Here is a 22,253-nt window from a genome sequence, read left to right as displayed (position 1 = left end):
GAATACAATACGCCCACGATTTCATAGAAAAAAGCACGATTATGTGTCCACATTGCAAAAGCAAAAGTGTTCCTCTGCGTATTCGCCGAACGATGTTAGATAAAATTCTTAACAAAAACAGTCATAAGTTCCAGTGCAGCCGTTGCAACAAACACTATTTCATCAAACTCGGCAGTTATGTGGGTGCGGCGACAGCTGAGCGCTGAACAACACTTGGACGTTTTCCATCATTGAACTGTTATAATCCCGGCGCATACTCACAGATACAGTCTTTACCTGTCTCTTTTTCTTGATGGTACTGATCACACATGATTTCCGGACATCGCGGAGCCGCAGCGCTGGCTCCTGAAAACACCCTGGCAGGCTTGCAGGAAGCCGCTAAACATCAGATTCAGTGGGTTGAAATGGATACCCAGCTTTGTGCTGATTTCATCCCTGTCATGTTTCACGACAAGAAAGTGAACCGCTGTACCAACGGCCATGGTTGCGTGCGTGAACTGAATCTGGCTGAATTGAAAGCACTTGACGCCGGTAGCTGGTTTAGCACCAACTTTGCCAACGAACGCATTCTGACGCTGGATGAAGCACTCACTGCCTGCCGTACACAGCAACTTAAGCTCAACCTGGAAATCAAGCTTCATGATGAAGCAGACACCGAGCTGCTGGTCAGCAAGGTTGCAGACACCATTGCGGCCAATGGCTTCCCGGCGGAATCGCTGATACTGTCGAGCTTTTCCGCTCACGCTGTCGCCTGTTGCCAGCAGATGATGCCTCATATCCGCCGAGGATTGATCTGCGACAGCGTGCCGGACGATCTGATGGCATTGGCAGAGAAGCTTGAACTCTTCAGTGTTCATCTGGACTACCGGTTACTGAACGAAACGCTGGCCAGCGAGATTAAGCAGGCCGGGTTGGATCTTCATATCTGGACCATGAATAAACCGGAATTGGTTGCCCAGTTTTTCCAGTGGGGCGTCGATATCATCATTACTGACAATCCACCACTTCTGCTCCCTCCTCTTTCCTGACATCAGCCGGGCTCAGCCCGGCTTGTTTCTGGCCGGATATCCGCCTTTATTGCGTAATTTTTCAGCTAAAGCTCAAATCATCTGCCACAGGTTATGATTATTGCTCTATAATCCGTGGTTTTGGTCAGTCATACCAAACGGAATCCTCAGCGTAGCGTTTCGTTCGGTATACCGTCTGTAGGAATGTAACATGTCATTTGCTTCACAAAATTTTGCTCCGGAAATTGTTCGCGCTTTGGATGAATGTGGTTATGAAAAAATGACTCCCATTCAGCAAAAAGCGATACCTGCTGCTCGTCGTGGTGAGGACATTGTGGCAAATGCCCAGACTGGTACGGGTAAAACAGCCGCTTTTTCGCTGCCGATCATTCAAAAAATTGCCGACACCCCCAAGCCGAGAAAAAGTTTTACGACACGTGCGCTGATCCTTGCTCCGACACGTGAACTGGCAGAGCAGATTGCACGCAACATTTCAGATTACAGCCAGTATCTGGAGTTGCGTGTTGCGGCTGTTTTTGGCGGTAAAAAAATGTCGAGTCAGGAAAAACAGCTGGAAAATGGCGTCGACATTCTGGTTGCCACACCGGGCCGTTTAATTGAGCACCTGGATTTAGGTAACCTGTCGTTGGCGAACCTGGAATTTCTGGTGTTTGACGAAGCTGACCGTATGTTAGATATGGGCTTTATTGGCGATATCCGTACTATCATGAGCGGTATTCAGGGCCATCCGCAAACCATGCTGTTCTCGGCGACTTTCTCCAGCATGATGAACAAACTGGCTGGCGATATCACGAACAAGCCAAAGCGTATTTCTGTGACGCCTGAAAACTCCACGGCAGAAACCGTGGCGCATGTGGTTTATCCTGTTGACGAAGAGCGCAAACGCGAGCTGCTTTCTGAGCTGATTGGTAAAAAGAACTGGCAGCAGGTGCTGGTGTTTGTCAATTACAAAGAAACCGCCAATGATCTGGTGACAGAGCTGAAACTCGACGGTATCAAAGCGGTACTTTGCCATGGTGACAAAGCACAGAGTGCGCGCCGCCGTGCGCTGGAAGAATTTACCACAGGCAAAGCCCGGGTGATGGTAGCGACGGAAGTTGCTGCACGCGGACTGGATATTCAAGGTTTACCGCATGTTGTGAACTATGACATGCCATTTCTTGCCGAAGATTATGTCCACCGCATTGGCCGTACCGGTCGTGCCGGCCAGCAAGGCCATGCTATTTCCTTTGTCAGCCGCGAAGAAGAACTGACCTTGCTGCAGGTTGAAAAACTCATCAAGCAACGCATTCGCCGGGTCATTCTGGAAGGCTATGAACCCGCTAAACGCGACGCACTGATTGAGAAGCTGAACACCAAAGCCTCATACCGTGACCGCAAAGGGCGTACTAATAATCCGGATCAATCAGCGGCCGAGCGTCGGATGCGCTTACAAAAAGCGATCCGCAGTCGCAGTGCTGCACCTAAAACATTGAAAAAATAATTGTCATTGAACACACAAACCCCGGTCTCAGCGGCAGGGGTTTGTTGTTCAGCATCAGGATTGCATTTTACTGAGATACATTCTTGAATCCGCTTTCGCCAGGATCTCATCCAGGTTCATCATTTTACCTGCAGGTAAGGTGTATACCCCGGCACTGAAAGATAACTGATACGGGCGGTTTTGCCGGGTATTGAACACATCTACCATCTGCTGAAAACGTTCTATGGTCTGCCGCGTTTCCTTCTCCGCCATCCCTGAATACAACACGACAAACTCATCGCCGCCTACTCTGGCAAACAAGTCGGAACTGCGAAAGCTCTGACTGATCAGAAAAGCAAAATCTTTCAGCGCATTATCACCGGCCTGATGGCCGAATTGATCATTAATGTCTTTGAATTTATTGAGATCAAAAAATACCAGTGAAAACGGCGTGCCATGAATATGGCTGTTTTCCAGACTCTTGGTTGCTAGTTTGATGAAACCACGGCGGTTGGATATCTGCGTCAATTCATCAATGGTTGCATCGTGCAGGGCAGACAACTCCTGCTCGGCCATTTTAGCCAAATCGACCAGATCCCTTACTTCGTCATTGTCCATCGAATGGGGTTGATGATCGAAAATACACAAGGTACCCAGCTTGTATTTATTGTCATAAACCAAAGGGACACCGGCATAAAAGCGGATGTGAGGAGGCCCGGAGACCAGAGGATTATCATGAAAACGTTTGTCCTGAGATGCATCAGAGACAATGAAAGGACCATCGGCTAAAATTGCGTGTCCGCAAAATGACACTTCCCGGCTGGTTTCTGTCAGTTCAGCACCACAACAGGATTTAAACCACTGCCTGTCATCATCAACCAGCGTCACTGTTGCAACTGGCACATTGAAAAGCCGCCTGGCAAGACGCGTTATCCGGTCGAATCTCTCTTCCCGATCCGTATCCAGCAAAGATAAGGAACGCAAGCATTGCAGACGCTCAACTTCGTTTCTGGGGTTCTCTGGTGCTAGCATGGTGACCGATCCTACGATTTAACAACTTTTCATTCATAGTCCAAAATATATCATCTTGTCTTAGCTGAATGCCATTTGCTACTCGTTTCAACACAGGTAATCAGGGGTGTAAATATTATTTTGCGAACCATCCGCAATGCCCGTCTCCGCGACTTAAACGGGGCTTTCTGTCCAGTCGCCAGAGCAGTGACTGACCTAGAAAATATTGACTTTCAATCGGTTAAAGACTGCTTGCCAGCAGGCCGGACGTGAGTGGCCACGCTCCCGATACTGTATGTGCTCAACACACTTACAAGGTGTTAAACCGTTAATTGCTTATAGAAAAATATCGTTGCATCCAACTGACCCGATGCACTCAGGGCGAAGTCAGGAATTCGTCCCGCTTCTGTATAACCCAGTTTACGGTAAAGGGATGAAGCAACATCACCTTCACGGGTATCGAGCACAATCAGGCTGCGCTTCAACTGCTGACAGCATGCTTCAGCTGTTGCCATCAATGCTTTCCCTACCCCTTGGCCACGGGCAGCCGTGTTAACCATCAGTTTTTCTACTTCAGCCCTGTGGCATCCGTTACGTTTTGACGTCAAAGCAAGCTGCACTGTGCCAATGACTGCTTCCCCTTCACAGGCGACAAACAATTTACGCCCGTCACCTATGTCATTCGCCACCCCAAGCCAGTAAGCCTCGGCTTCAGCCTCGCTTAACGGGGGCAAAAAACCTATGGAAGCCCCATCATCCACGCAGTTTTGCAACAGCTGAATTAACATTGTTTTGAAAGGTGAAACGTCCTGAATCTCAATCACATCCATATTAGTACCCGTACAGCCAAAATAATATTCTTCCTGTTAAACCCTGCCTCTGTTCTAGTATGATCATGGGATCTGAATCACGCAGATCGGGAAATTGCCCGGATTTCTGCCGCCGCCCATGTCTACACACACGTCGTCATAGCGAAAACGTTCAAAGTGCATACCTGCCCAGAAAACAGCCAGCAGTATGACCAGAGCGGCAACGACTTGCATCACTTTTTTCATAGCAACCTCTCTCAGGCCGACTGAATATCAGCCTGAACGTACAAATCTCACCTGACACAATCCGATCAGGTGAGGCTATTTCCACATCCGGGCGCAGCGAAAGACAGCCCCGTTTTTTTCCAGCGGCGGTGGTCCGTTTCCATAGTGACAGCGTCCCACCAGCGCCCTTTAAAGTAACGGTGGGAATGCAGGCGCTCGGCTTCGATCATACCAAGACGACGACAAAGTGCTATTGCCGCTTTATTGGCCGCCAATGTTTCTGCATACACTCGGTGAATCCCTAAATCTTCAAAACCAAAGTTGACTAACCCTATCATTGCTTCTTCAGCAATGCCCTGCCCATGACAGGCTCGCAGCAAACCGCAGCCAACCGATGCATCTCCGCTGTTATCTGTGCGTAATCCCGCAGTACCGATCAAAGGAGACACGGGGTCCGTACCTTGTGCCAGACGGATCGCTAACTGATATTTTGCCCGGGGGCGCTCTCTGGCCTGCTCAACAAACAGAGTGACCAGATCACGCATAGTCTTCTCATTGCAATCTTGCTCACTGTAAAAACGCTGATACTTTTCATCTTGTGCCATCGCCAGATACGCATCTGTATCTGACGGCAGGAAATCCGTTAAGGCTAGCCGTGGTGTAGAAAGTACAAACATGCGGGTGATCCTTGAATCTTTTAATGATTATCTATAAAGCGGCCCTGACGTAAAAATGTCATGGTCTGAGCAATGACTTCATGATTGTTCATGATGAAGGTATGGCTGACGGGCAGGACCAGATGCGATTGCATCCCCTCGACCTGGGTACTGGCGACCGACACTTTACCGTCATGAGGCAAGGGCAACAGCCAGGATGTCAGCACGTTGATACTGTAATTGCCGGCAATCACGCCCAATTCAAACTGAACCGGTCCGAGCGTATTGGGCACACTGGCCTTATCCGTGCCCAGTTGTTGTCCCGCCGGGCCGTAAATCCACTGATACAGTGTAAAATCACGCATCGCATCCACAATTTCACTGCCTTTGTTGGGCGGAGCGAGCATCACGACCCTGCCAAGACCTGATATGTGATTTGCCAATAGATACTGCCGGACTAAGATGCCGCCCATTGAGTGTGTAACAAAATGAACCGGTTCAATGTGCTGGCACTGAGACAACGCTTGCGGAATGACGGACGCCGCAAGGGACTCAATACTTGCCGTTGTCGACGGGTAATCCATATTCACAGTCTGATACCCTGCCTGCTCCAGCGCCGTTGCCATGGTATCCATCGCATTTGCTGTTCTGGCAAGGCCATGCAACAGAATCACACATCCTGGTGACTGTGATGGCGCGGCCTTAACAGCGACAGATACCGCACACAAAACAACCAGCAGAACAACCTTTACACCTGCATATCTCATTCGCTATCAATCCTGACGCTAAACCCAGGCACCGCAATCAACCCCAGTAGCTCAATCAATCTGGGCGGTTGATCGGAACATTCGTTAAAAATCATAAAACTATTATGCGTCAAGGTGAAAGATAATGGTATGTCGGGCCGGGAAAGGTATCGAAGACTGGATTTTAACGAGAAAAATAAAACCCGCAGTCTGGCTGCGGGTTTCTCAAAATGTAAGAGGGACTATCTTAATCAAACACCAATCTGTCCACCGTCATTGCGGCGAATCACCACAGTCGCGGCTCGAGGGCGGACTGTTTGACCTGACGGAGTTTCTGTCGTCGCGTTATCAGAATACGGCCAGTTTTCCGGATGCTGAATATTAATAAAGACAGACTTATAATCAGGGCTGATCGCAAAACCCGTCACTTCACAACCGTTAGGGCCGACAAAAAAACGTTTCAGCTGGCTTTGATTTGCGCCGGTGACCGCTTGCTGCTGACCCTGATCGTCCACCATGGCAGAAGGGACAATCGCCAGCATCTGATCATTGGTATAACTGGTGACATCGGCCGCCCCATTATCCGTCTGCACCCACAAGATACCGCGCTCATCAAATGCCAGGCCATCCGGGCTGGCAAACATGTTGAGATCGGTCAGGCCAGACAGATTAGTGCCGGCGTCCGCACTGGCGGGTGAACCAAACAGGAAAATATCCCAGCTGAACGAGGTCACGTCGCTGCCTTCGTCCCAACGGATAATATGTCCAAAGTAGTTATTCAGACGCGGGTTAGCAACATTGGCTTCTGTGCGGCTCGAATTGTTGGTCAGTGTCATGTACACAGTACCGGTGAAGGGATCAATCGATGCCCATTCCGGTCGATCCATAGGCGTTGCACCCACAAGATCGGCCGCCCCGGCGGTATTAAGCAAAATAGCAGCCAATGAATCAAAGGTATCGCCCAGCACACCACCGCCTGTGGTCGGGCTGTTCATGGTCAGTGGTAACCAGCTACCTGCGCCGTCTTCTGAAAACTTCGCCACGTACAAGGTGCCATGATCCATATACTTATCGCCCACAGCGCGGTGGTTTGACGGAGTGGCATCTGCCGGGTCCCAGACCGCGTCAGAGACAAATTTGTAGATGTATTCGAATTTAGAGTCATGACCCGAGTAAAAAACAATCGGTTTACCTTCCTCCAGCTTGCCGAAGGCACAGCCTTCATGGCGGAAACGGCCCAGAGCGGTACGTTTTACCGCACGGGCATTCTGGCTGTAGGGATCAATTTCAACAATGTAACCAAAGCCATTGGCTTCGTTGCGGTAATCGGCGGCAGCACTTGCCGCGGTTGGGGTAACATCAAAACGCGTAAATTCATCAAGGCGTTCGTCTGCATCACCGGCCAGATCATCCCAGCCATAACGCGTGGCTGTGCCTGATACGCCGATACGGTTTTGCTCTTCTGTCTTGGTGCCTTTATTAACAAAATAACCCGGCCAGTTCTCTTCACAGGTCAGATAAGTGCCCCAGGGAGTGTAGCCGTTACCACAGTTGTTCAGAGTGCCGCGGGTCTGGCTGCCATCGGGAGAGAAACGGGTTTCAAGATAAGAGGTGTACGCCAGCGGGCCTGCCATATCCATCACAGTAGCCGCCGTAAAACGTCGGTTAAGCGGATCGTTATCGACGATAGCCCACTGATTACCGTTAAGTTTTACACGCACTACGCTGACGCCGTGTGCGTTGATCTCTTTGCGGATTTCCTCAGCACTGGTGCGCAAACCTGTCACTGAATCCGTTGTCGGACCGCTGGGATGTAACGCATTCGAATCGATGTACTCATGGTTAATACACAGTAAACCGTCATCGGCGGCGTCGTTAAGCGGGAAAAAGTGCATACCGTCATGATGCATCCCCATCGCGTTCGCCTGATCCTCTGCCGAGTTATTGCCCGTACTATCCCAGGCGCTGGCTTTATTATTCAAAGGAGTCCCCCAGGGCACCAGCACCTGAGCGGAATAACCGGCGGGCACAGCCACGGCGTCCAGTAAAGAGCCGGGAATGGAATCGAAATTCAGCACGGCTGTACTGCGGTTTGGCGCTTCAGGGTTTGTCCCCGAGCCACCGTTAGATTGGCCTGAGTCACTGTCACTGCCACACCCGGCCAGACCAAAGGTGCTCAATGCGGTCAGCGCACCCAGACCTAATGTGCTTTTCAGTGCGGTACGGCGGGAAAGGTGCTTATCCAGCACCTGCTGAAACGTTTCATTGCCACTCTTGTTGTAACATGTTGGATCGAATGTTGCCTTGCTCATCAGACTTCCCCAGTTAAGTTTGTTATCAGTTTTTATGTGTGAACGGGCACACATACTGAGCGCAGAGTGTTACAACTGGGCGTAATCTTAATGACGCTTCGGTTTCATTATCTTTAAAAACATAATCTTACAATGAGCAAATTCAAACTGGCTGACAAACCGCTGCTGTTCAGCCGCTCAGCTCAGTGGGTATGATTCCCGACTCCTGAAACACGGTTTTTGCCACTGTCATGCCGTTGATCGCTGCCGGAAAACCGGCATAGACGGCCATTTGCAGTATCACTTCAACAATCTGCTGAGGCTGACAGCCAATATGGAGTGCACCTTTAATATGGCTGGCCAGTTGCGGCTGACAGTTGCCCATCGCCGTTAACGCCGAAATGGTCGCCAGCTCCCGGGTCTTAAAATCCAGCCCCTCTCTGGAAAGCACTTCACCGAACGGAAAGCTGATAATAAAATCGGCCAGCTCAGGACAAATTGCCTGAAAGGTGTCTTTCAAATGCTGCTCTGCTCCCGGGTCCAGTTCATTGAGCCTGGCCTGCCCGGCCTGATAACGTTTGGAATCCATAATCGCCTGCTTTTATAAAAAATAGCGCCAAAAAAACCGCCAGCCGGCGGTTTTCACTGTCTTTTCGAAAGGTATTACAAATACTGTTTAGCTACTTCCTGAGGTTCCATTTCAGCACCTTCCAGTTCCTGGTTCCAGTTCAGGCCAACCAGTACCCCTTCTTCAGAAAGCGTGATCATCCAGTCTTGTACAAACACGTCTAATGGCAGCTGAGATGGCTGAAATTCAGCCCACTCTTCCACACAATGGAATTTGGCATCCGCTTCAGTGGACCAGAACGGCATAACTTCCGACTCTTCAAACTCGCTTGAGTCAACAGACAGCCAATCCCCTTCTTCATTGCACAGGCCGTACACCACATGCGTCTCTTTAGACTCAGTGAAGAACAATTCAGCATTCGCCTGTACGTCTGCAGTTAATTTCGTCATGATGATTTCTCTCTTGATTGGGGGCTCGCTGGTTCGCGGGCTTGATGGCGCAAATAGTAGCAAAGTTTATGCACATTGTAAGATCAAATTCCTGGTACAGCGAAACTGCTTTTGCCTCTGCCCGCCTGCCGGGGCCATGGATGACTGGTCTGAGAATCTGCACGAAGAGGATGCACAAAGATTATCGCTGTGTCTAACAATTGAACGTTGGCTTCAGCACGCGCAGCTTATACTTGAAATGACCACGAAGTGAGCATTATCGAGGTATACATGGCCACCATAGACTGGCAAACCTATCTGTTTCCATCCGCTCTGCAAGCGCCCCGTACGCACTTGGTTGAAGCACATCAGTTACTGGGTGAGCGACTCAGAGGGAAAGTAGCGATTGACTGCGGGTGCGGCCATGGCAGAGATACCTTCTATCTGTTAGAGCAGCGTTATCGTGTGTATGCCTTTGACAGTAACCTGGAAAGTCTGCGGCAGTTATCCACCCACCCTCTGGCGGCATCCAACCCGCTGCTGGATCTGCAGCACTGCTCCTTCAGCGATTACCGCTTTCCTAAAGCCCATCTGGTGAATGCCAGTGCATCTTTGTTCTTCTGCCCGCGCGCAGATTTCTACGGTGTCTGGCAGAAAATCGTGCAGTGCCTCAATCCGGGAGGGATCTTCTGCGGCCACTTCCTGGGCATGAATGGTGATGAGTCCGACTTTTCAGACAAAATAATGACACACAGCAAGCCAGAACTGGAGCGGTTGTTCAGTCAATTCTACGTGGTGTCCTGGCAACAACGTCATGAAGTTTCATCGCAACTGACGGGCGAAAAACGCCAATGGCACATTCATACTTTTATTGCGATGAAAAAGTAGCAGCCATTGACTGTCATGCCTGGATCGGAGCAACTAAAAGCGGGGCTGTTGATTGGGTCAGCACTGTTGCTCACTGTTGTTACCCTGTACTGGGCACCGATAACCCAGCCAGCCAGTTTTTACGATTATGCTGATAACCAACAACGATTCGGTATCGACAACTTCACCAACGTTATGTCCAACCTGCCCTTTGCCGTGGTCGGGTTGCTGGGTATCAGGCTACTCAGTCAAGTTTCGTCGCGACAGGCCGATCAGGTCATTGAGCCTGAAATATCCAGCGCGTATTTTTTGTTTTTTCAGGCCCTGTTAGCCACCAGCCTTGGCTCAGCGTTTTATCACCTTTCACCGGCCCCGTTTGGATTAATGCTGGATCGCATCCCGATCAGTCTGGCTTTTGTCAATTTGTATTGCATTGTCTTAAGCGAGTACATCTCACCGAGGCTAGGACAGCGATTACTGTTTCCATTGAATGTCTACGGACTGCTTGCTGTTGTGTACTGGTATCTGATGACGACCTCTCAGGGAAGCACAGCAGATTTAAGTGCGTATATTCTGATTCAGTTGCTGCCCATTGTGCATTTGCCACTGATTCTGATGCTGTATCAGGAAAGACGCCCGGGTGGCAGATACTATCTGGCAGCACTGGTGACATACGGGCTCGCCAAAGTTGCCGAGCAGCAAGACACCACTATCTATCTGCTGACTGGAGAGTGGATCAGCGGCCACAGCATCAAGCATCTGTTGGCCGCTCTGGCAGGTTGGTGGATTTATCGTTTACTGCAATTGCGTACAGCAAAAAGATAAATTATTTTTCACCAATCCCGCGATGCTGTTTCGGTGCCAGCGTTATTTTGCCGAATCCCAGCTTACGAAAGTGGCTGTCACGAAAATCTCTTACTGCCTTCTCGCCACTGGACACTGCTTCAACCTGCTGTTCCATTTTCAGATATCCTGTTAAATCAATCCCTTCTGCTGCGGCAACTGCCTCATGAATGGAGCGAAACTGGCTGTAGGAAAAACTGACGTGCTTTTCCTGATCTTTATAGGTGTAAATAATTGTTCGTGACATAGCAGGACTCGAGTCGTTCTTGGTTTGAATCGGGTGGCGAAGTGTATCGAAATTTCCCTGCCAAGCCCAGCACCGGCCGGTGTTTTAATCAGGCATTTATCCACTTCGTTGTTATTCATGCACTGTGTTTTCCCACAGTTATACACAGAAACAGTGGATAACTTTAGCAATTATCAATAAAAGCCATGAAAATTGAATGGGTTAATATCAACGTTGTTGATAATTGTTCATTTCTACCCATACACCAGACGGCCCGGCTTTGCGCAATACCCGCTGGTTACTGCTGCCCCGCCATATTAGTGAAGCATGATGTAACGCCTGGACAAACGGACCATCAATCATCACATCAATACAGGATACCAGCCGTTTTTGCTCCGCAGTCAGGTGCTCCATCTGATACCCGGTCCACAGCCAGATATCTTTATCCGGGCATTCCTGTCTGACCCGTTTCACTAACTGGCTGATGCTGCACAGATTAGCCGGATGAAGCGGATCGCCACCGGACAGCGATAATCCCCGGCGCACAATCCGCGTGTCCAGCAGATCAGCAATGATGGTATCTTCCATTGTCTGGTCAAAATACCGGCCGCTGCTAACCGGCCAGGTCGATTTGTTATAACAACCGCGGCACTGATGCTCACAGCCTGAGACAAACAGAGTGCAGCGTGTGCCCGGACCATTAACGACATCGCAGTTATAATACTGATGAAAATTCACTCTCGCTCCCGATCGTTACATATGTTTGACACGACGACGAACTTCTTCCTGCTTGCCGGCATTAAAAGGCCGTGCGTCCGGGCTGCCAAGATAACCACAGACCCGACGAATAACAGAGACTCTGGCAGGCTCTCCGTTGCCGCATACAGGACAGGTAAATCCTTTGCTGGTGCAGCAAAACTCCCCTGAAAAGCCACAGTCGTAGCATTCATCAATAGGGGTATTTGTCCCGTAGTAAGGCACCCGGGAATAGCTGTAATCCCACACATTTTCAAGCGCTTCCAGGTTATGCTGCAGATTCGGGTATTCGCCGTAGCAGATAAATCCCCCGCTGGATATCGCGGGATAAGCCATTTCAAAATCAATTTTGTCGTAAGGATTCACTTTCTTTTCGACATCCAGATGGAAACTGTTGGTGTAGTAACCTTTATCCGTTACCCCTTTGATTTCACCGAACTGTTTTCTGTCCAGCGCACAAAAACGGCTGCACAGGTTTTCGCTGGGCGTGGCATACAGACTGAATCCGTAACCGGTTTCCTGCTTCCAGCTGTCCACGGCTTGTCGCAGAAAACGAACGATGGCCAGCGCTTTTTCCTGCCGGTGCTGGCAATCAAAAATATGCACATCACTGCCATACAGTGCATTGATTGTTTCATGTAAGCCAATATAGCCCAGGGAAATTGATGCCCGGCCATGCCGGAACAAATCGCTGACTTCGTCTTCAGGGCCAAGCCGTACGCCGCAGGCACCTTCCATGTACAAAATAGGCGCCACTTTGGCTTTCACGCCGTTTAACGATGATATTCGGTACGCCAGTGCTTCTCTGGCGAGCTGTAACCGCACTGACAGTAACTGGTAGAAGACCTCTTCCTGACCGCCGGCTTCCAGCGCGATACGCGGCAAATTCAGGCTGACGACGCCCAGATTACACCGTCCTTCATGCACCAGCCTGCCATCGGTTTCAAAACGATCCAGAAAACTGCGGCACCCCATGGGCGTTTTGAACGAGCCCGTCACCGCTTCTACCTGCCCGACATTGAGGATATCGGGATACATGCGTTTTGACGCACACGCCAGCGCAAGTTGCTTGATATCATAATTGCCGTCTTCCGGTTTATGATTGATGCCGTCTTTAATGGCAAACACCAGTTTGGGGAACACGGCGGTTTTTCTGTTTTTTCCCAGACCAGCTATGCGGTTTTTCAGTATGGACTCCTGAATAAGACGCGACTCCCAGGACGTGCCAAGACCCAAACCAAAAGTGACAAAAGGCGTCTGCCCATTGGCGGTATGCAAGGTATTCACTTCATATTCCAGTGACTGAAAGGCATCAAAACATTCTTTCTCCGTCCTCTGCCTGGCGTATGCTCGGGCGTCGGGGATCTCCCATTCCCGGGCAACGTCCAAGTGTTTTTGATAACTTCTGGTGACATAGGGTGCCAATACTTCATCAATGCGGTTCACCGTTGTGCCGCCATAAATATGGCTGGCAACCTGGGCGATGATCTGGGCTGTCACCGCTGTCGCCGTTGAGATAGAGCGAGGCGTGGCAATATCGGCATTGCCCATCTTGAACCCTTGGGTCAGCATGGTCTCCAGATCGATCAGCATGCAATTAAACATCGGAAAGAATGGCGCATAATCCAGATCATGAAAGTGCAGATCGCCACTGTCATGCGCATCGGCAATATCCTGAGGCAGCAGGAATTGGCGGGCATAATGCTTTGCTACTATCCCCGCCAGTAAATCCCGCTGAGTGGGAATGACTCTGCTGTCTTTGTTCGCGTTTTCATTCAGCAGTTCAGCATGGGTTTGTCCCATCAGTCCGCGAATATCTTGTAACATCGCTTCCAGCCTGTTGTCGCTGTCCTTGTTAACTGTCACCACACACCCCACAAACACAAAATAAGCACATTGTTATTACCACAAGACACAATATGTTGTGCATTAAGCGACAGATGCCGCAGCTTTGCTTTGATCTGAATCAGGAATGCTTAAATGTCGGTTACACTTTGATAAGTGTTTCATTTCAGTGCAGGAGAGCGCCTGATGGCGGCATGGTTAACAAGGATAAACAGAATTCGGCCAAGCGTTGGAATAGCGCTTATCCTGACCCTCTGTGTCAGTTTTTTCAGCATTTGCAGCCATGCATCAGACACCCTGTCCTTTTTTAACCGCGAACAGCAACAACCGCAATCACTGACTGTTATGAGCTGGAATCTGGAGTGGTTCGGCACGCCCCGGGTAACCCGCACCGATGCCGATTATGCTTATTTTACTGACGTGATCCGCCGGGTATCGCCGGACATTATTGCGTTTCAGGAAGCAGACAGTAAGGAAGCCGTTGAGCGTATCCTGCCCAAGGGTCAGTACTTGCTGTACCTTTCCGACCGGCACGGCAAAGCCAGTGAAAGCTTCAGAAACAGCAATCAGTACACTGGCTTTGCTATCCGCCAATCCCTGCCCGTCAGTGACCCGAAAGATATCGCCAGTCTGAATATCCGCACCGCGCCCAAGTCAGGCGAACGGGCCAGAAAAGGCCGCCTTCGCTACGGAACTTATGTGGTTGTTCACCCTCAGTCAGGCACGCCGATACACCTGCTCAGCGTGCATTTAAAATCCGGCTGCTACTCCAGCAAGATCAGTAGACAGTCGGCGTCCTGCCGTGTCCTGAGCTATCAGGCCGGTGTGCTGAAAAACTGGATTGATCAACGGCTGGCGGCTAAAGAATCGTTTTTGATCAGCGGCGACTTTAATCACCGTATGGCAGACAGCGGTGATTGGCTGTATCGCTCCCTGAGCACCGCTTCTTCTTCTGATCGTCATTCTGTCCAGCTGCTGACAAAAGACGTGAATGCCTCGTGCTATGTTCGTCTGAACCGCTCCAAACGCAAGGCAGAATACCGGCGATATACCGCCCTGATCGATCACTTTGTGGCGTCTGCTGATATTGCCTATGCCCTCAGGCAGGGAAAGGTTTATCAGTATCCGTTTTCCCGCGAAGATGTCCGTCGCCTGACGCTGTCGGATCACTGCCCGCTGGTACTGGACATCCGGTTACAGCCCGGCTCCGGCCTTTGAGCGGAGCGGAGAATAAGGCCCGGGACTTGTTTGCGGGCGATTGATTTGTGGACGACGAATTTGTGAACAAGAGTCAATGACAGACAAACGACTCTGCACATCGCCGCGTTGTCATGTTAATGTCATCTCAAACACCTAGTGTTTCTGGCAGACAGAGACAGAAACCAAGCTAAGTAGTAAAGCTAAGAAGTAAGGAACACAAATGGACAGTATCAACCTGGCGACACTCGTTGTGCCAACCATGGATGAGCTTATGGTTGACCAGCCTGAGTGTGTCTACACCAATACAGATTCCGATGAGCACAACGAAATCATTCTGTTGTCTCACTAAAAAATGTCATCACGTTCAAACCGTATATAAACAAACACCCCGCACCAGAGTACGGGGTGTTTTGCTTCCTGCTTACCGGATTATTCACGCATAAACGACGAGTTATAGTGGCGTACATCAGGCACAATATTGTGCTTGTTCAGCAACCGGTACATGGTAGCACGCGACACACCCAAATCTTTGGCCGCCGAAGCAACCTGACCCCGGTGCGTTTCCAGTACCGCCACCAACACGTCTTTCTCTGCTTCATCCTTAATATTACGCAGGCTTTGCTTGAAATTTGCCTTACTGGGCAAATCAAAATGCTCAGCCCTTACTTCGTTCCCCTCCGCCAGTAACGCCGCCCGTTTGACCTGATTAATCAGCTCACGGACATTGCCCGGCCAACTGTAGCGCAACAAGAGTTGCTTGGAGTCTTCCGAGAAACTCGATGCCATGGTGCTGTATTCCTTAGCGAACTTCTGCAAAAAGGTTTCTGCCAACAAGAAAATATCAGAACCACGCTCACGCAAAGTTGGTACTTTTATGTGGAACACATTCAGACGATAGAACAATTCTTTGCTGAACTCGCCTTTAGCCACCAAAGCGTCCAGGTCTGCACTGGTTGCCGCAATAATACGCACATCGCAGGCTGAATCGCTGTCCAGAGAATCACTGCCAGGTGCCTGAATAAAGGACAAGAGTAATTCCTGAAATTCTTTGGTTAACTCTTCCACATTATCCAGCATGATGGTGCCGTTAAAGCCTGCGCCTTCCTCATCAAGCTTTGACACATGCTTCAGGAAGTTCAGCTTTTCATCGTCTTTGCTGAGGGCCCCGCAGTTAATCGACACAAAGGGGGCATGTTTACGTTTAGACAGATTATGAATTGATTTAGCTATCAGCTCTTTACCTGTGCCATTCTCCCCGGTAAGAAACACGTTAACTTCCGTTAACGCCACACGACGAACCATGTCACGTAATTGTTTGATAGTTTTAGACTCACCAAACAAGCCCATCTCATGCTGGGTGGTAATCTCTTGCCAGGAGCTCGATTCAATGTCCAGCATACCTAACTGATGACCAACGGTATCCAGCAGATGACTGCCTGGTACAGGTACAGTGAAATAATCAACACAAAAATTATTAATAAACTGGCATATTGCGTCAGTTTTCAATTGCTCTTTTTTGATCAGAGCAATCCATCTCACTTGTTTGGTTTTATTTGCCCTCAAAGATATGCTGTTTAAGCTAAAATCATTATTGCTTAAATCAACGATACATATACACGGGCTGAACTCTTCCAGGATTGAATCAACCGTTCTTAGATCGTAACAGCACTGGGTTTTCCAACCTGACTGTTCGAGAAGCGCTATCCAAGGCTCGTAGTTACATCCTATTGCCACTAGTCTGCCATTCAGTGCTTTATTTTGACATTGAGCTACCATCAGAAGTCACCTTCATTTCAATGCACATTTATTATTAATGTTCATTGAAAATATAGGCAAGAAACCTCTGTTACGCGTGGTATCAATAGTAAGAATTGTCTCAAGATACTGGTATTCACAGCAGAATAGACCAGTTTTCAGCAGTTTAAGATTCGAGGCATTTCTGGAACTTTTTACGATCGTATACCCAGCTGGATGAAACTGCATACAAAAAAGGTACAGCAGTCTGCTGTACCTTTACACTATCAACACAAATAGTAAGGCAAGTATTATCAATATCCTGTATGCAAAATCGCATTCTCAAGTCGACTTTTCAGTACACTATGCTGGATGTATCCGTTAATATCAGCATCAATGTCTATGTTTCTTTCAATACGGATATTGCTGCCATCCAGGCTGTTTTGCACCACCTGCATGATGCTGTTGGGCAATAAACTGGGTCGCTCAAAAGAGTTGTTATCCCCCACCTGCTTCAAAGTGAGCATCTCGCCGCTTGAATAAGCCGACCCTGCAGTGGTGGTGAGCATCCCGTTGCTGATAGTGAAATTGGCAATATGTGAGCGTAATATCTCCTCGCCATTAAGAGCAGTGATGATACTCAGCCCTATGCTTATCAGCGAACCTTCCGCCGAGAAACCACCCCGGATTGCAGACATTTCCGATTGTGTCATGGCAACCATGCCCGAGTCATTCAATACCAACAAACTCGATGGCTTGGTGAATGCGTTCGCGGAAGTATTTGCCATGACAGCAGCACCTCCCAGGGTAGCTGCTACAACATAGTAAGATAGCTTGTTCATACTAGCCTCTGCCTTTTAGTAATCGTTTGTACCCGGCAATGTAATACTGAACGTTGACAGCGAGTCCCTTGCGACAGCATCAGATACTGGTGAAGGGTTATACACACTGTAGTTTTCTTGGGTAATGAAACTTTCGCGCCCCTCTTTTACTTTGTTCTTCACCAGCAATACCGAGCCGCGATAATAAGGTTTAAATTCACTGAGCTTCATCACCATGGTACCGCGCGACGGATCGCCCAGGATAATCTGTTCGCTGTTGATACCTTTAATCACTACAAAGTGCATGTAGCCATCAAAATTGACAATGGTAATGGCAGGTACCCCAAGCGTTTTAAATTTCTCAAGCGGCAGGCGATAACCATTGGCATCCAGACCGACAGACTGCATGTAGTTCTTCATATCGAACATGGAGAATCCCTGTTTCTCTATTTTTTCAGGATCTCCCTTCTCGAACATCGACTTGAATACCGTATTTTCATTGGTCTCAATGCCATAGTGATAAGTCATCAGTGAAGCCACCGCCGCAGAACCACAACTAAAGTCGTACTGCTGGCGCATCACATCACCAAAGAGTTTCTCCTGATAACTTTGCACTTTGACATTGTATGCGCCTCGGCTTGGAAAATAGTCCAGAGCACTTACGGTTGTGCTGACCATTAATCCTGCCAGTGCCAGGGTTGCCAGTTTTATTTTCATCACCACACCCTTTATTGTTATTAACCCGACGCCGCTCTTTTTGTCGTCAGGCAGGAAATCATTCTTATCTATCGGAAATTCTCAAGATGATTGAAAGGCTCCATAGGTAAAAACAATGAAAGGGCCGCCTTGCGACGGCCCGGTTTGATTAGTAGCTGGCAGAACCAGATAATGTTGCATTAGTGCTGGTAGATTGTTGAACCATTGAGTTATTACCTGCGTTCTGACCAGCAATGCTGATACCAGACGCATCGCCAAACGAATTGGCCATGGTGTTAAAGTGTTCAACTTCAACAGTTCCGGCTTTACCGTCACAGCAGGCACCGCCATAGGTCACTTCGTTTTTGATCACTTCACCATCAATTTCAGAATCAGCGAGCACTTTATCCATGCTGTATGATTTTTTGAAAGTTTTGTCGATTTCCACATCAGACACTTTCTTCACAACCCAGGAATTATCGCTGTTATCTTTAATGGTTTTGGATTTATCGTTGCCGATATCCTTCATGTAAAGAAAATCATTATCTTCATTGAATGAATAATCGATTTCTTTAGATTTGCTGACATCAACAGTCAGTGATTTATCCACAGTATCATTGAAGCTGCCTTCGATATGATCTGCATCTGGATAGCCATTTGCAAAAGCCATAGGCGATGCAATAATCGCTGCTAATAACAACACGTTTGATTTACGCATGATGTTACTCCAATTATGTTCCCCATAACGCATGAGATTTAAATAAATCTCATGCTGGGTAAATGTTATAGATGTTGAAGCAATGATGTTAGCCCTGCGAAACCAAATATCAATTACTAGTAATTTAACATTTAGTTTTATTCCCGGATTAACTAATCCGGATTAGATACACTAACAGTGTTACTTCAATGTCAGGTTAACCACGGTCGCATTTTGAATTAACACATTATTACCGGTGTTTTGGACTACGTTGAATACCCCTGATGATCCACTGAAGGCTCCGCCATCAATCACGTTATCACCGGTTGTATTACCATACGCGCCATTACCTACGACATCACCGTACATATCCGAATCGGCTTGCATATAGTCAATGTTGAGCTCGTACTGCCCACCCCGAGTCTCATACATTGAACTATCACTCAACGTATCGGAAGTTGTTAGAATATCCAACTCATCAGCAACTGCACCCCAAGATAAAAGTACAGCTACGGTCAGCGTTAAATATCTCATGACGTCCTCCTGAGAGCTGCTTCTGACACCTCTCAGCTAATGTGTTATTGGCCCAGAAGTACAGCGTTAGTGCTAGCACTTTGTTGAACCAGCGAGTTGTTACCGGCGTTTTGACCCGCCAGGCTGATACCTGAAGCACCGGCAAAGGCACCTGACATGTCATTCACATGAGTCACTGTCAGCGAACCAGCGTCGCCGCCACCATGATTGCCGCCATTGCCGTAACCACGGTTACCGTAGCCACCACCATGACCCCAATCTTTGTCGTCACAGCAAGCACCGCCGTAGGTAACGTCATTACCAATGACTTCACCTTTCAGGTCAGATTTCGCCATGTAGAAGTTTTCATCAACATCAATTTTCCAGGTTTCAGTGTGCTTAAAGTTACTCTCGAAGTGGAACTTTTTGCTGTTGTCACTGTTATCTGTGTACTTGAAGCTTTTATCGTTGTTGATATCTTTCATGATCAGGTGATCATTGTCTTCGTTAAAGCTGTCTGTAATGGTTTTATCACTGTCATAAGTCAGCGTTGCTGTCTTAGTGATATCATCATTATATGAATCAACGATGGATGAATCATTATCATCATAACCACCATGATGACCACCGTAACCACCACCATAAGAAGGTGACTGAGGTTGCTGTGGATAGCCACTAGCCAGAGCCAGTGGAGATGCAACTACGACTGCCACTAACAGCGCGAGATTAGATTTACGCATGATTAAGACTCCAAATATGTTGAGTTTTTATTTTATTGCTCCCCCGTGTTGCCACGAGAGATAACTTAATACTAGTTTTTGCCACTTTTTAGTTTGTATTATTTTTAATAAAAACGAAGGCAATAAAAACCACCCACTTTCCTCTATTTACCTTGTCCGAACGGGCTTATTTCTAAGAATGGATTCACCAATCTCATTACTAATAATTGTATTGAGATTAATACTATTTTTTATCAGGATTCAGAAGTAAGACAAAAATAACCTTTTATTACTCACTTTTTATAGAATGCTTGACTATTCTTATGACAAGTCAGTGCAACTGACTGCCATTATTTTTTGGGGTGACCTTTGCAAACAAAGTGAGGATATCGTGAGAAAGTTTAATACACACAGCCTTATAGCGCTGATAGCGATCTTTTCAACCACGGTTGCTGCAGAGGAATCTACAACAACCCAACAGAAGTCGCGTCAGGTTCAGACAGTGACAGATATTCTGGAAAGACCCGGGGTACTGACACCGAAAGGATCCTTCGTGCTTGATTCTTCCTTAACCTATACCCAGAACTCCTCCAACACCGTTTCGGTGGTAGGTTATACCGTTCTGCCATCACTCATTGTAGGCCTGATACGGGCCAGTGATATTGACAGAACGACCTTGACCTTTGGTCTTACAGGACGTTACGGGATCACCAACCGGTTAGAAGTCGAAGCCAGAATTCCATGGGTATACCGTAACGATTCCATCTCCGAGCGGGATATCAATGGTCCTTCAAACAGTCCCACCACTAAGACTATTGAAGGTAACGATCTGGGGGATATAGAAGCGGCATTTAAGTATCAGTTCAATATGCTCGAAGCTCCCTACTGGATAGGCAGTCTTCGCTTCAAAAGTACCACAGGGAGCTCACCTTATGAGGTACCTATTGATAGCACCAATGATTTCAAAGAGCTGCCTACAGGCTCAGGCTTTCCGAGCATAGAGCCGGGCGTCACTATGATTATGCCTCTCGACCCTGCCGTGCTGTTCCTCAATGCCAGCTATATCTGGAATATTAAAGACGATGTCAGCATACAGATCCCGGCCACTGACGAAGCCCCAAGTACACAGGTCAACACCATAGATTTGGGTGACACCATTTCATTGGGCGCAGGTATGGGGTTTGCCGTCAATCCCAGATTCTCATTCAGTATCGGCCTGAACCACAAAACTATACTGAAATCGAAAGTGAACGGAGGGTATCCCGACGATGCTAAATTACTGCAACTGGATACCATTTCTTTCGGTGCCAACTATGCCGTGAACAGAGAAACCACCATAAACGTGGGTGCAGCGGCAGGGTTAACGGCTGATGCACCTGATTTCCAACTGACCGTCCGGATACCTTATACCCTGAAATAACTCAGGCTGCTGATCAGAAATGCCAGTCTCTGCTGGCATTTTTTTCGCGTTAGCTTCCCTCTTTCTTCCCATCCCGCTTTCCACTATGCTTAGAGCAGTTGTTCAGGGGGGCTGTACTGCCGTTTTTCTAAGCGCTGCCAGTTGCCAATAGCTCCGCCAATCAACAGATCATCATAATCAACATCCGAAAACAGGATCCAACTATGTCCACCACCCCTTTATCCACCGAACAAATTGACACTATTTTGCAGTATGATGCGGAAAAAAGATGTCAATACCTGCTGAAAGAAGTGACAAGTCAGGGGCAGATCTGGATTCTGACCGACGAACACGGCTGTGTCATGTTAAACAGCGAGGATGAAGACTGTGTGCCAATTTGGCCGAATCAGGAGTTCGCGCAAGCCTGGGCAACCGGAGACTGGGCAGAATGTAAGCCTGAATCGATTTCAATCAACAAATGGCACAGTCGCTGGACACCTGGATTAGAAGACGACGAACTGGCAATTGTCGTCTTCCCGAACCTGGATCAGGAAGGCGTTATCCTGTACCCGGAAGAGCTGGACGACGCGCTGAGACAGCAGTCCAAAAAATCAGGTAAACGCTAAGCGCGCCAACTATTGAACCTGAACCCACTTATAATCTCTGCATAACCGGACGCACAGGCCGGATAAGCAGAGCTGATACGGGGGCTT

24 protein-coding genes and 1 pseudogene are annotated in these 22,253 nt (G+C 48.3%); 8 read left to right on the top strand and 17 right to left on the bottom strand.

Annotation, left to right across the window (positions count from 1 at the left end; all coding sequences use genetic code 11):
- The first annotated feature begins 308 nt into the window (after positions 1-308).
- The gene (locus H511_RS0121735) at positions 309-1,028 is read left to right on the top strand and encodes a glycerophosphodiester phosphodiesterase family protein (RefSeq protein ID WP_027254243.1); all 720 of its coding nucleotides are present in this window, start codon (positions 309-311) and stop codon (positions 1,026-1,028) included.
- 190 nt (positions 1,029-1,218) lie between these two features.
- Positions 1,219-2,511, top strand: a complete 1,293-nt coding sequence (locus H511_RS0121730) for a DEAD/DEAH box helicase (RefSeq protein ID WP_027254242.1) — start codon at positions 1,219-1,221, stop codon at positions 2,509-2,511.
- Positions 2,512-2,565: 54 nt separating this feature from the next.
- Here H511_RS0121730 and H511_RS0121725 read toward each other — a convergent pair whose 3' ends face one another.
- The 8 genes from H511_RS0121725 to H511_RS0121690 form a co-directional block, all read right to left on the bottom strand.
- A complete protein-coding gene (locus H511_RS0121725; RefSeq protein WP_027254241.1) occupies positions 2,566-3,522 on the bottom strand; it encodes a sensor domain-containing diguanylate cyclase in 957 nt (318 codons plus the stop codon).
- Positions 3,523-3,821: 299 nt separating this feature from the next.
- Positions 3,822-4,331: a GNAT family N-acetyltransferase gene (locus tag H511_RS0121720; protein ID WP_027254240.1), complete on the bottom strand. Its 510-nt coding sequence runs from the start codon at positions 4,329-4,331 to the stop codon at positions 3,822-3,824.
- Positions 4,332-4,394: 63 nt separating this feature from the next.
- Positions 4,395-4,556: a hypothetical protein gene (locus tag H511_RS24885; RefSeq protein WP_169449971.1), complete on the bottom strand. Its 162-nt coding sequence runs from the start codon at positions 4,554-4,556 to the stop codon at positions 4,395-4,397.
- A 65-nt stretch (positions 4,557-4,621) separates the two neighbouring features.
- On the bottom strand, positions 4,622-5,212 hold the full coding sequence (locus H511_RS23925) for a GNAT family N-acetyltransferase (protein WP_081669347.1): 591 nt from the start codon (positions 5,210-5,212) through the stop codon (positions 4,622-4,624).
- Positions 5,213-5,232: 20 nt separating this feature from the next.
- The gene (locus tag H511_RS0121705; protein WP_081669346.1) at positions 5,233-5,958 is read right to left on the bottom strand and encodes an esterase/lipase family protein; all 726 of its coding nucleotides are present in this window, start codon (positions 5,956-5,958) and stop codon (positions 5,233-5,235) included.
- A 230-nt stretch (positions 5,959-6,188) separates the two neighbouring features.
- Positions 6,189-8,249: a PhoX family protein gene (locus H511_RS0121700; RefSeq protein ID WP_027254238.1), complete on the bottom strand. Its 2,061-nt coding sequence runs from the start codon at positions 8,247-8,249 to the stop codon at positions 6,189-6,191.
- A gap of 169 nt (positions 8,250-8,418) precedes the next feature.
- Positions 8,419-8,817, bottom strand: a complete 399-nt coding sequence (locus H511_RS0121695) for a carboxymuconolactone decarboxylase family protein (RefSeq protein WP_027254237.1) — start codon at positions 8,815-8,817, stop codon at positions 8,419-8,421.
- Between the two features lie 74 nt (positions 8,818-8,891).
- The gene (locus H511_RS0121690; protein WP_027254236.1) at positions 8,892-9,245 is read right to left on the bottom strand and encodes a DUF2750 domain-containing protein; all 354 of its coding nucleotides are present in this window, start codon (positions 9,243-9,245) and stop codon (positions 8,892-8,894) included.
- Positions 9,246-9,494: 249 nt separating this feature from the next.
- Here H511_RS0121690 and H511_RS0121680 point away from each other — a divergent pair, with 249 nt between their 5' ends.
- A complete protein-coding gene (locus H511_RS0121680) occupies positions 9,495-10,112 on the top strand; it encodes a class I SAM-dependent methyltransferase (RefSeq protein ID WP_248616637.1) in 618 nt (205 codons plus the stop codon).
- A 48-nt stretch (positions 10,113-10,160) separates the two neighbouring features.
- Positions 10,161-10,916, top strand: coding sequence for a hypothetical protein (locus H511_RS0121675; RefSeq protein WP_248616636.1), 756 nt, complete (start codon positions 10,161-10,163; stop codon positions 10,914-10,916).
- Between the two features lies 1 nt (position 10,917).
- Here the strand turns inward: H511_RS0121675 and H511_RS0121670 are convergent, their stop codons facing one another.
- The 3 genes and pseudogenes from H511_RS0121670 to nrdD all read right to left on the bottom strand — a co-directional run.
- Positions 10,918-11,181, bottom strand: a complete 264-nt coding sequence (locus H511_RS0121670; protein WP_027254232.1) for a DUF2960 domain-containing protein — start codon at positions 11,179-11,181, stop codon at positions 10,918-10,920.
- A 207-nt stretch (positions 11,182-11,388) separates the two neighbouring features.
- Entirely contained in the window at positions 11,389-11,898 is a 510-nt protein-coding gene (nrdG, locus tag H511_RS0121665; RefSeq protein ID WP_027254231.1) for an anaerobic ribonucleoside-triphosphate reductase-activating protein, read from the bottom strand.
- A gap of 15 nt (positions 11,899-11,913) precedes the next feature.
- Positions 11,914-13,737, bottom strand: a pseudogene (nrdD, locus tag H511_RS23920) (anaerobic ribonucleoside-triphosphate reductase); the annotation flags it as partial.
- A gap of 210 nt (positions 13,738-13,947) precedes the next feature.
- On the opposite strand from nrdD, the gene H511_RS23915 reads away from it, so the two are divergent.
- Positions 13,948-14,979: an endonuclease/exonuclease/phosphatase family protein gene (locus tag H511_RS23915; protein WP_051288356.1), complete on the top strand. Its 1,032-nt coding sequence runs from the start codon at positions 13,948-13,950 to the stop codon at positions 14,977-14,979.
- Between the two features lie 202 nt (positions 14,980-15,181).
- Complete coding sequence (locus tag H511_RS25160; RefSeq protein WP_255558089.1) at positions 15,182-15,310, top strand: hypothetical protein; 129 nt, start codon at positions 15,182-15,184, stop codon at positions 15,308-15,310.
- 80 nt (positions 15,311-15,390) lie between these two features.
- On the opposite strand, the gene H511_RS0121645 is transcribed toward H511_RS25160, so the two are convergent.
- The 6 genes from H511_RS0121645 to H511_RS0121620 all read right to left on the bottom strand — a co-directional run bounded on the left by H511_RS0121645 (position 15,391) and on the right by H511_RS0121620 (position 20,162).
- Complete coding sequence (locus H511_RS0121645; protein ID WP_027254230.1) at positions 15,391-16,737, bottom strand: VpsR-related response regulator; 1,347 nt, start codon at positions 16,735-16,737, stop codon at positions 15,391-15,393.
- Positions 16,738-17,009: 272 nt separating this feature from the next.
- Entirely contained in the window at positions 17,010-17,537 is a 528-nt protein-coding gene (locus H511_RS0121640) for a hypothetical protein (RefSeq protein WP_027254229.1), read from the bottom strand.
- A 15-nt stretch (positions 17,538-17,552) separates the two neighbouring features.
- Complete coding sequence (locus H511_RS0121635) at positions 17,553-18,233, bottom strand: C39 family peptidase (RefSeq protein WP_027254228.1); 681 nt, start codon at positions 18,231-18,233, stop codon at positions 17,553-17,555.
- 148 nt (positions 18,234-18,381) lie between these two features.
- The gene (locus H511_RS0121630; RefSeq protein ID WP_027254227.1) at positions 18,382-18,930 is read right to left on the bottom strand and encodes a hypothetical protein; all 549 of its coding nucleotides are present in this window, start codon (positions 18,928-18,930) and stop codon (positions 18,382-18,384) included.
- Between the two features lie 180 nt (positions 18,931-19,110).
- Complete coding sequence (locus H511_RS0121625; RefSeq protein WP_027254226.1) at positions 19,111-19,443, bottom strand: hypothetical protein; 333 nt, start codon at positions 19,441-19,443, stop codon at positions 19,111-19,113.
- 44 nt (positions 19,444-19,487) lie between these two features.
- On the bottom strand, positions 19,488-20,162 hold the full coding sequence (locus H511_RS0121620; RefSeq protein ID WP_027254225.1) for a hypothetical protein: 675 nt from the start codon (positions 20,160-20,162) through the stop codon (positions 19,488-19,490).
- Positions 20,163-20,532: 370 nt separating this feature from the next.
- Here H511_RS0121620 and H511_RS0121615 point away from each other — a divergent pair, with 370 nt between their 5' ends.
- Together H511_RS0121615 and H511_RS0121610 are read left to right on the top strand one after the other, a co-directional pair.
- Positions 20,533-21,561 carry a transporter gene (locus H511_RS0121615; protein WP_027254224.1) on the top strand — a complete coding sequence of 343 codons (1,029 nt, stop codon included), beginning with the start codon at positions 20,533-20,535 and terminating at the stop codon, positions 21,559-21,561.
- A 203-nt stretch (positions 21,562-21,764) separates the two neighbouring features.
- Entirely contained in the window at positions 21,765-22,166 is a 402-nt protein-coding gene (locus H511_RS0121610; protein WP_027254223.1) for a DUF2750 domain-containing protein, read from the top strand.
- Positions 22,167-22,253: the final 87 nt, after the last annotated feature.

The sequence above is a fragment of the Photobacterium halotolerans DSM 18316 genome, from assembly GCF_000425165.1.
In the GTDB taxonomy this organism is placed as follows: Bacteria; Pseudomonadota; Gammaproteobacteria; order Enterobacterales; family Vibrionaceae; genus Photobacterium; species Photobacterium halotolerans.
The sequence above is the reverse complement of the archived record's forward strand: the minus strand, read 5'-3'. Positions and strand labels throughout refer to the sequence as shown.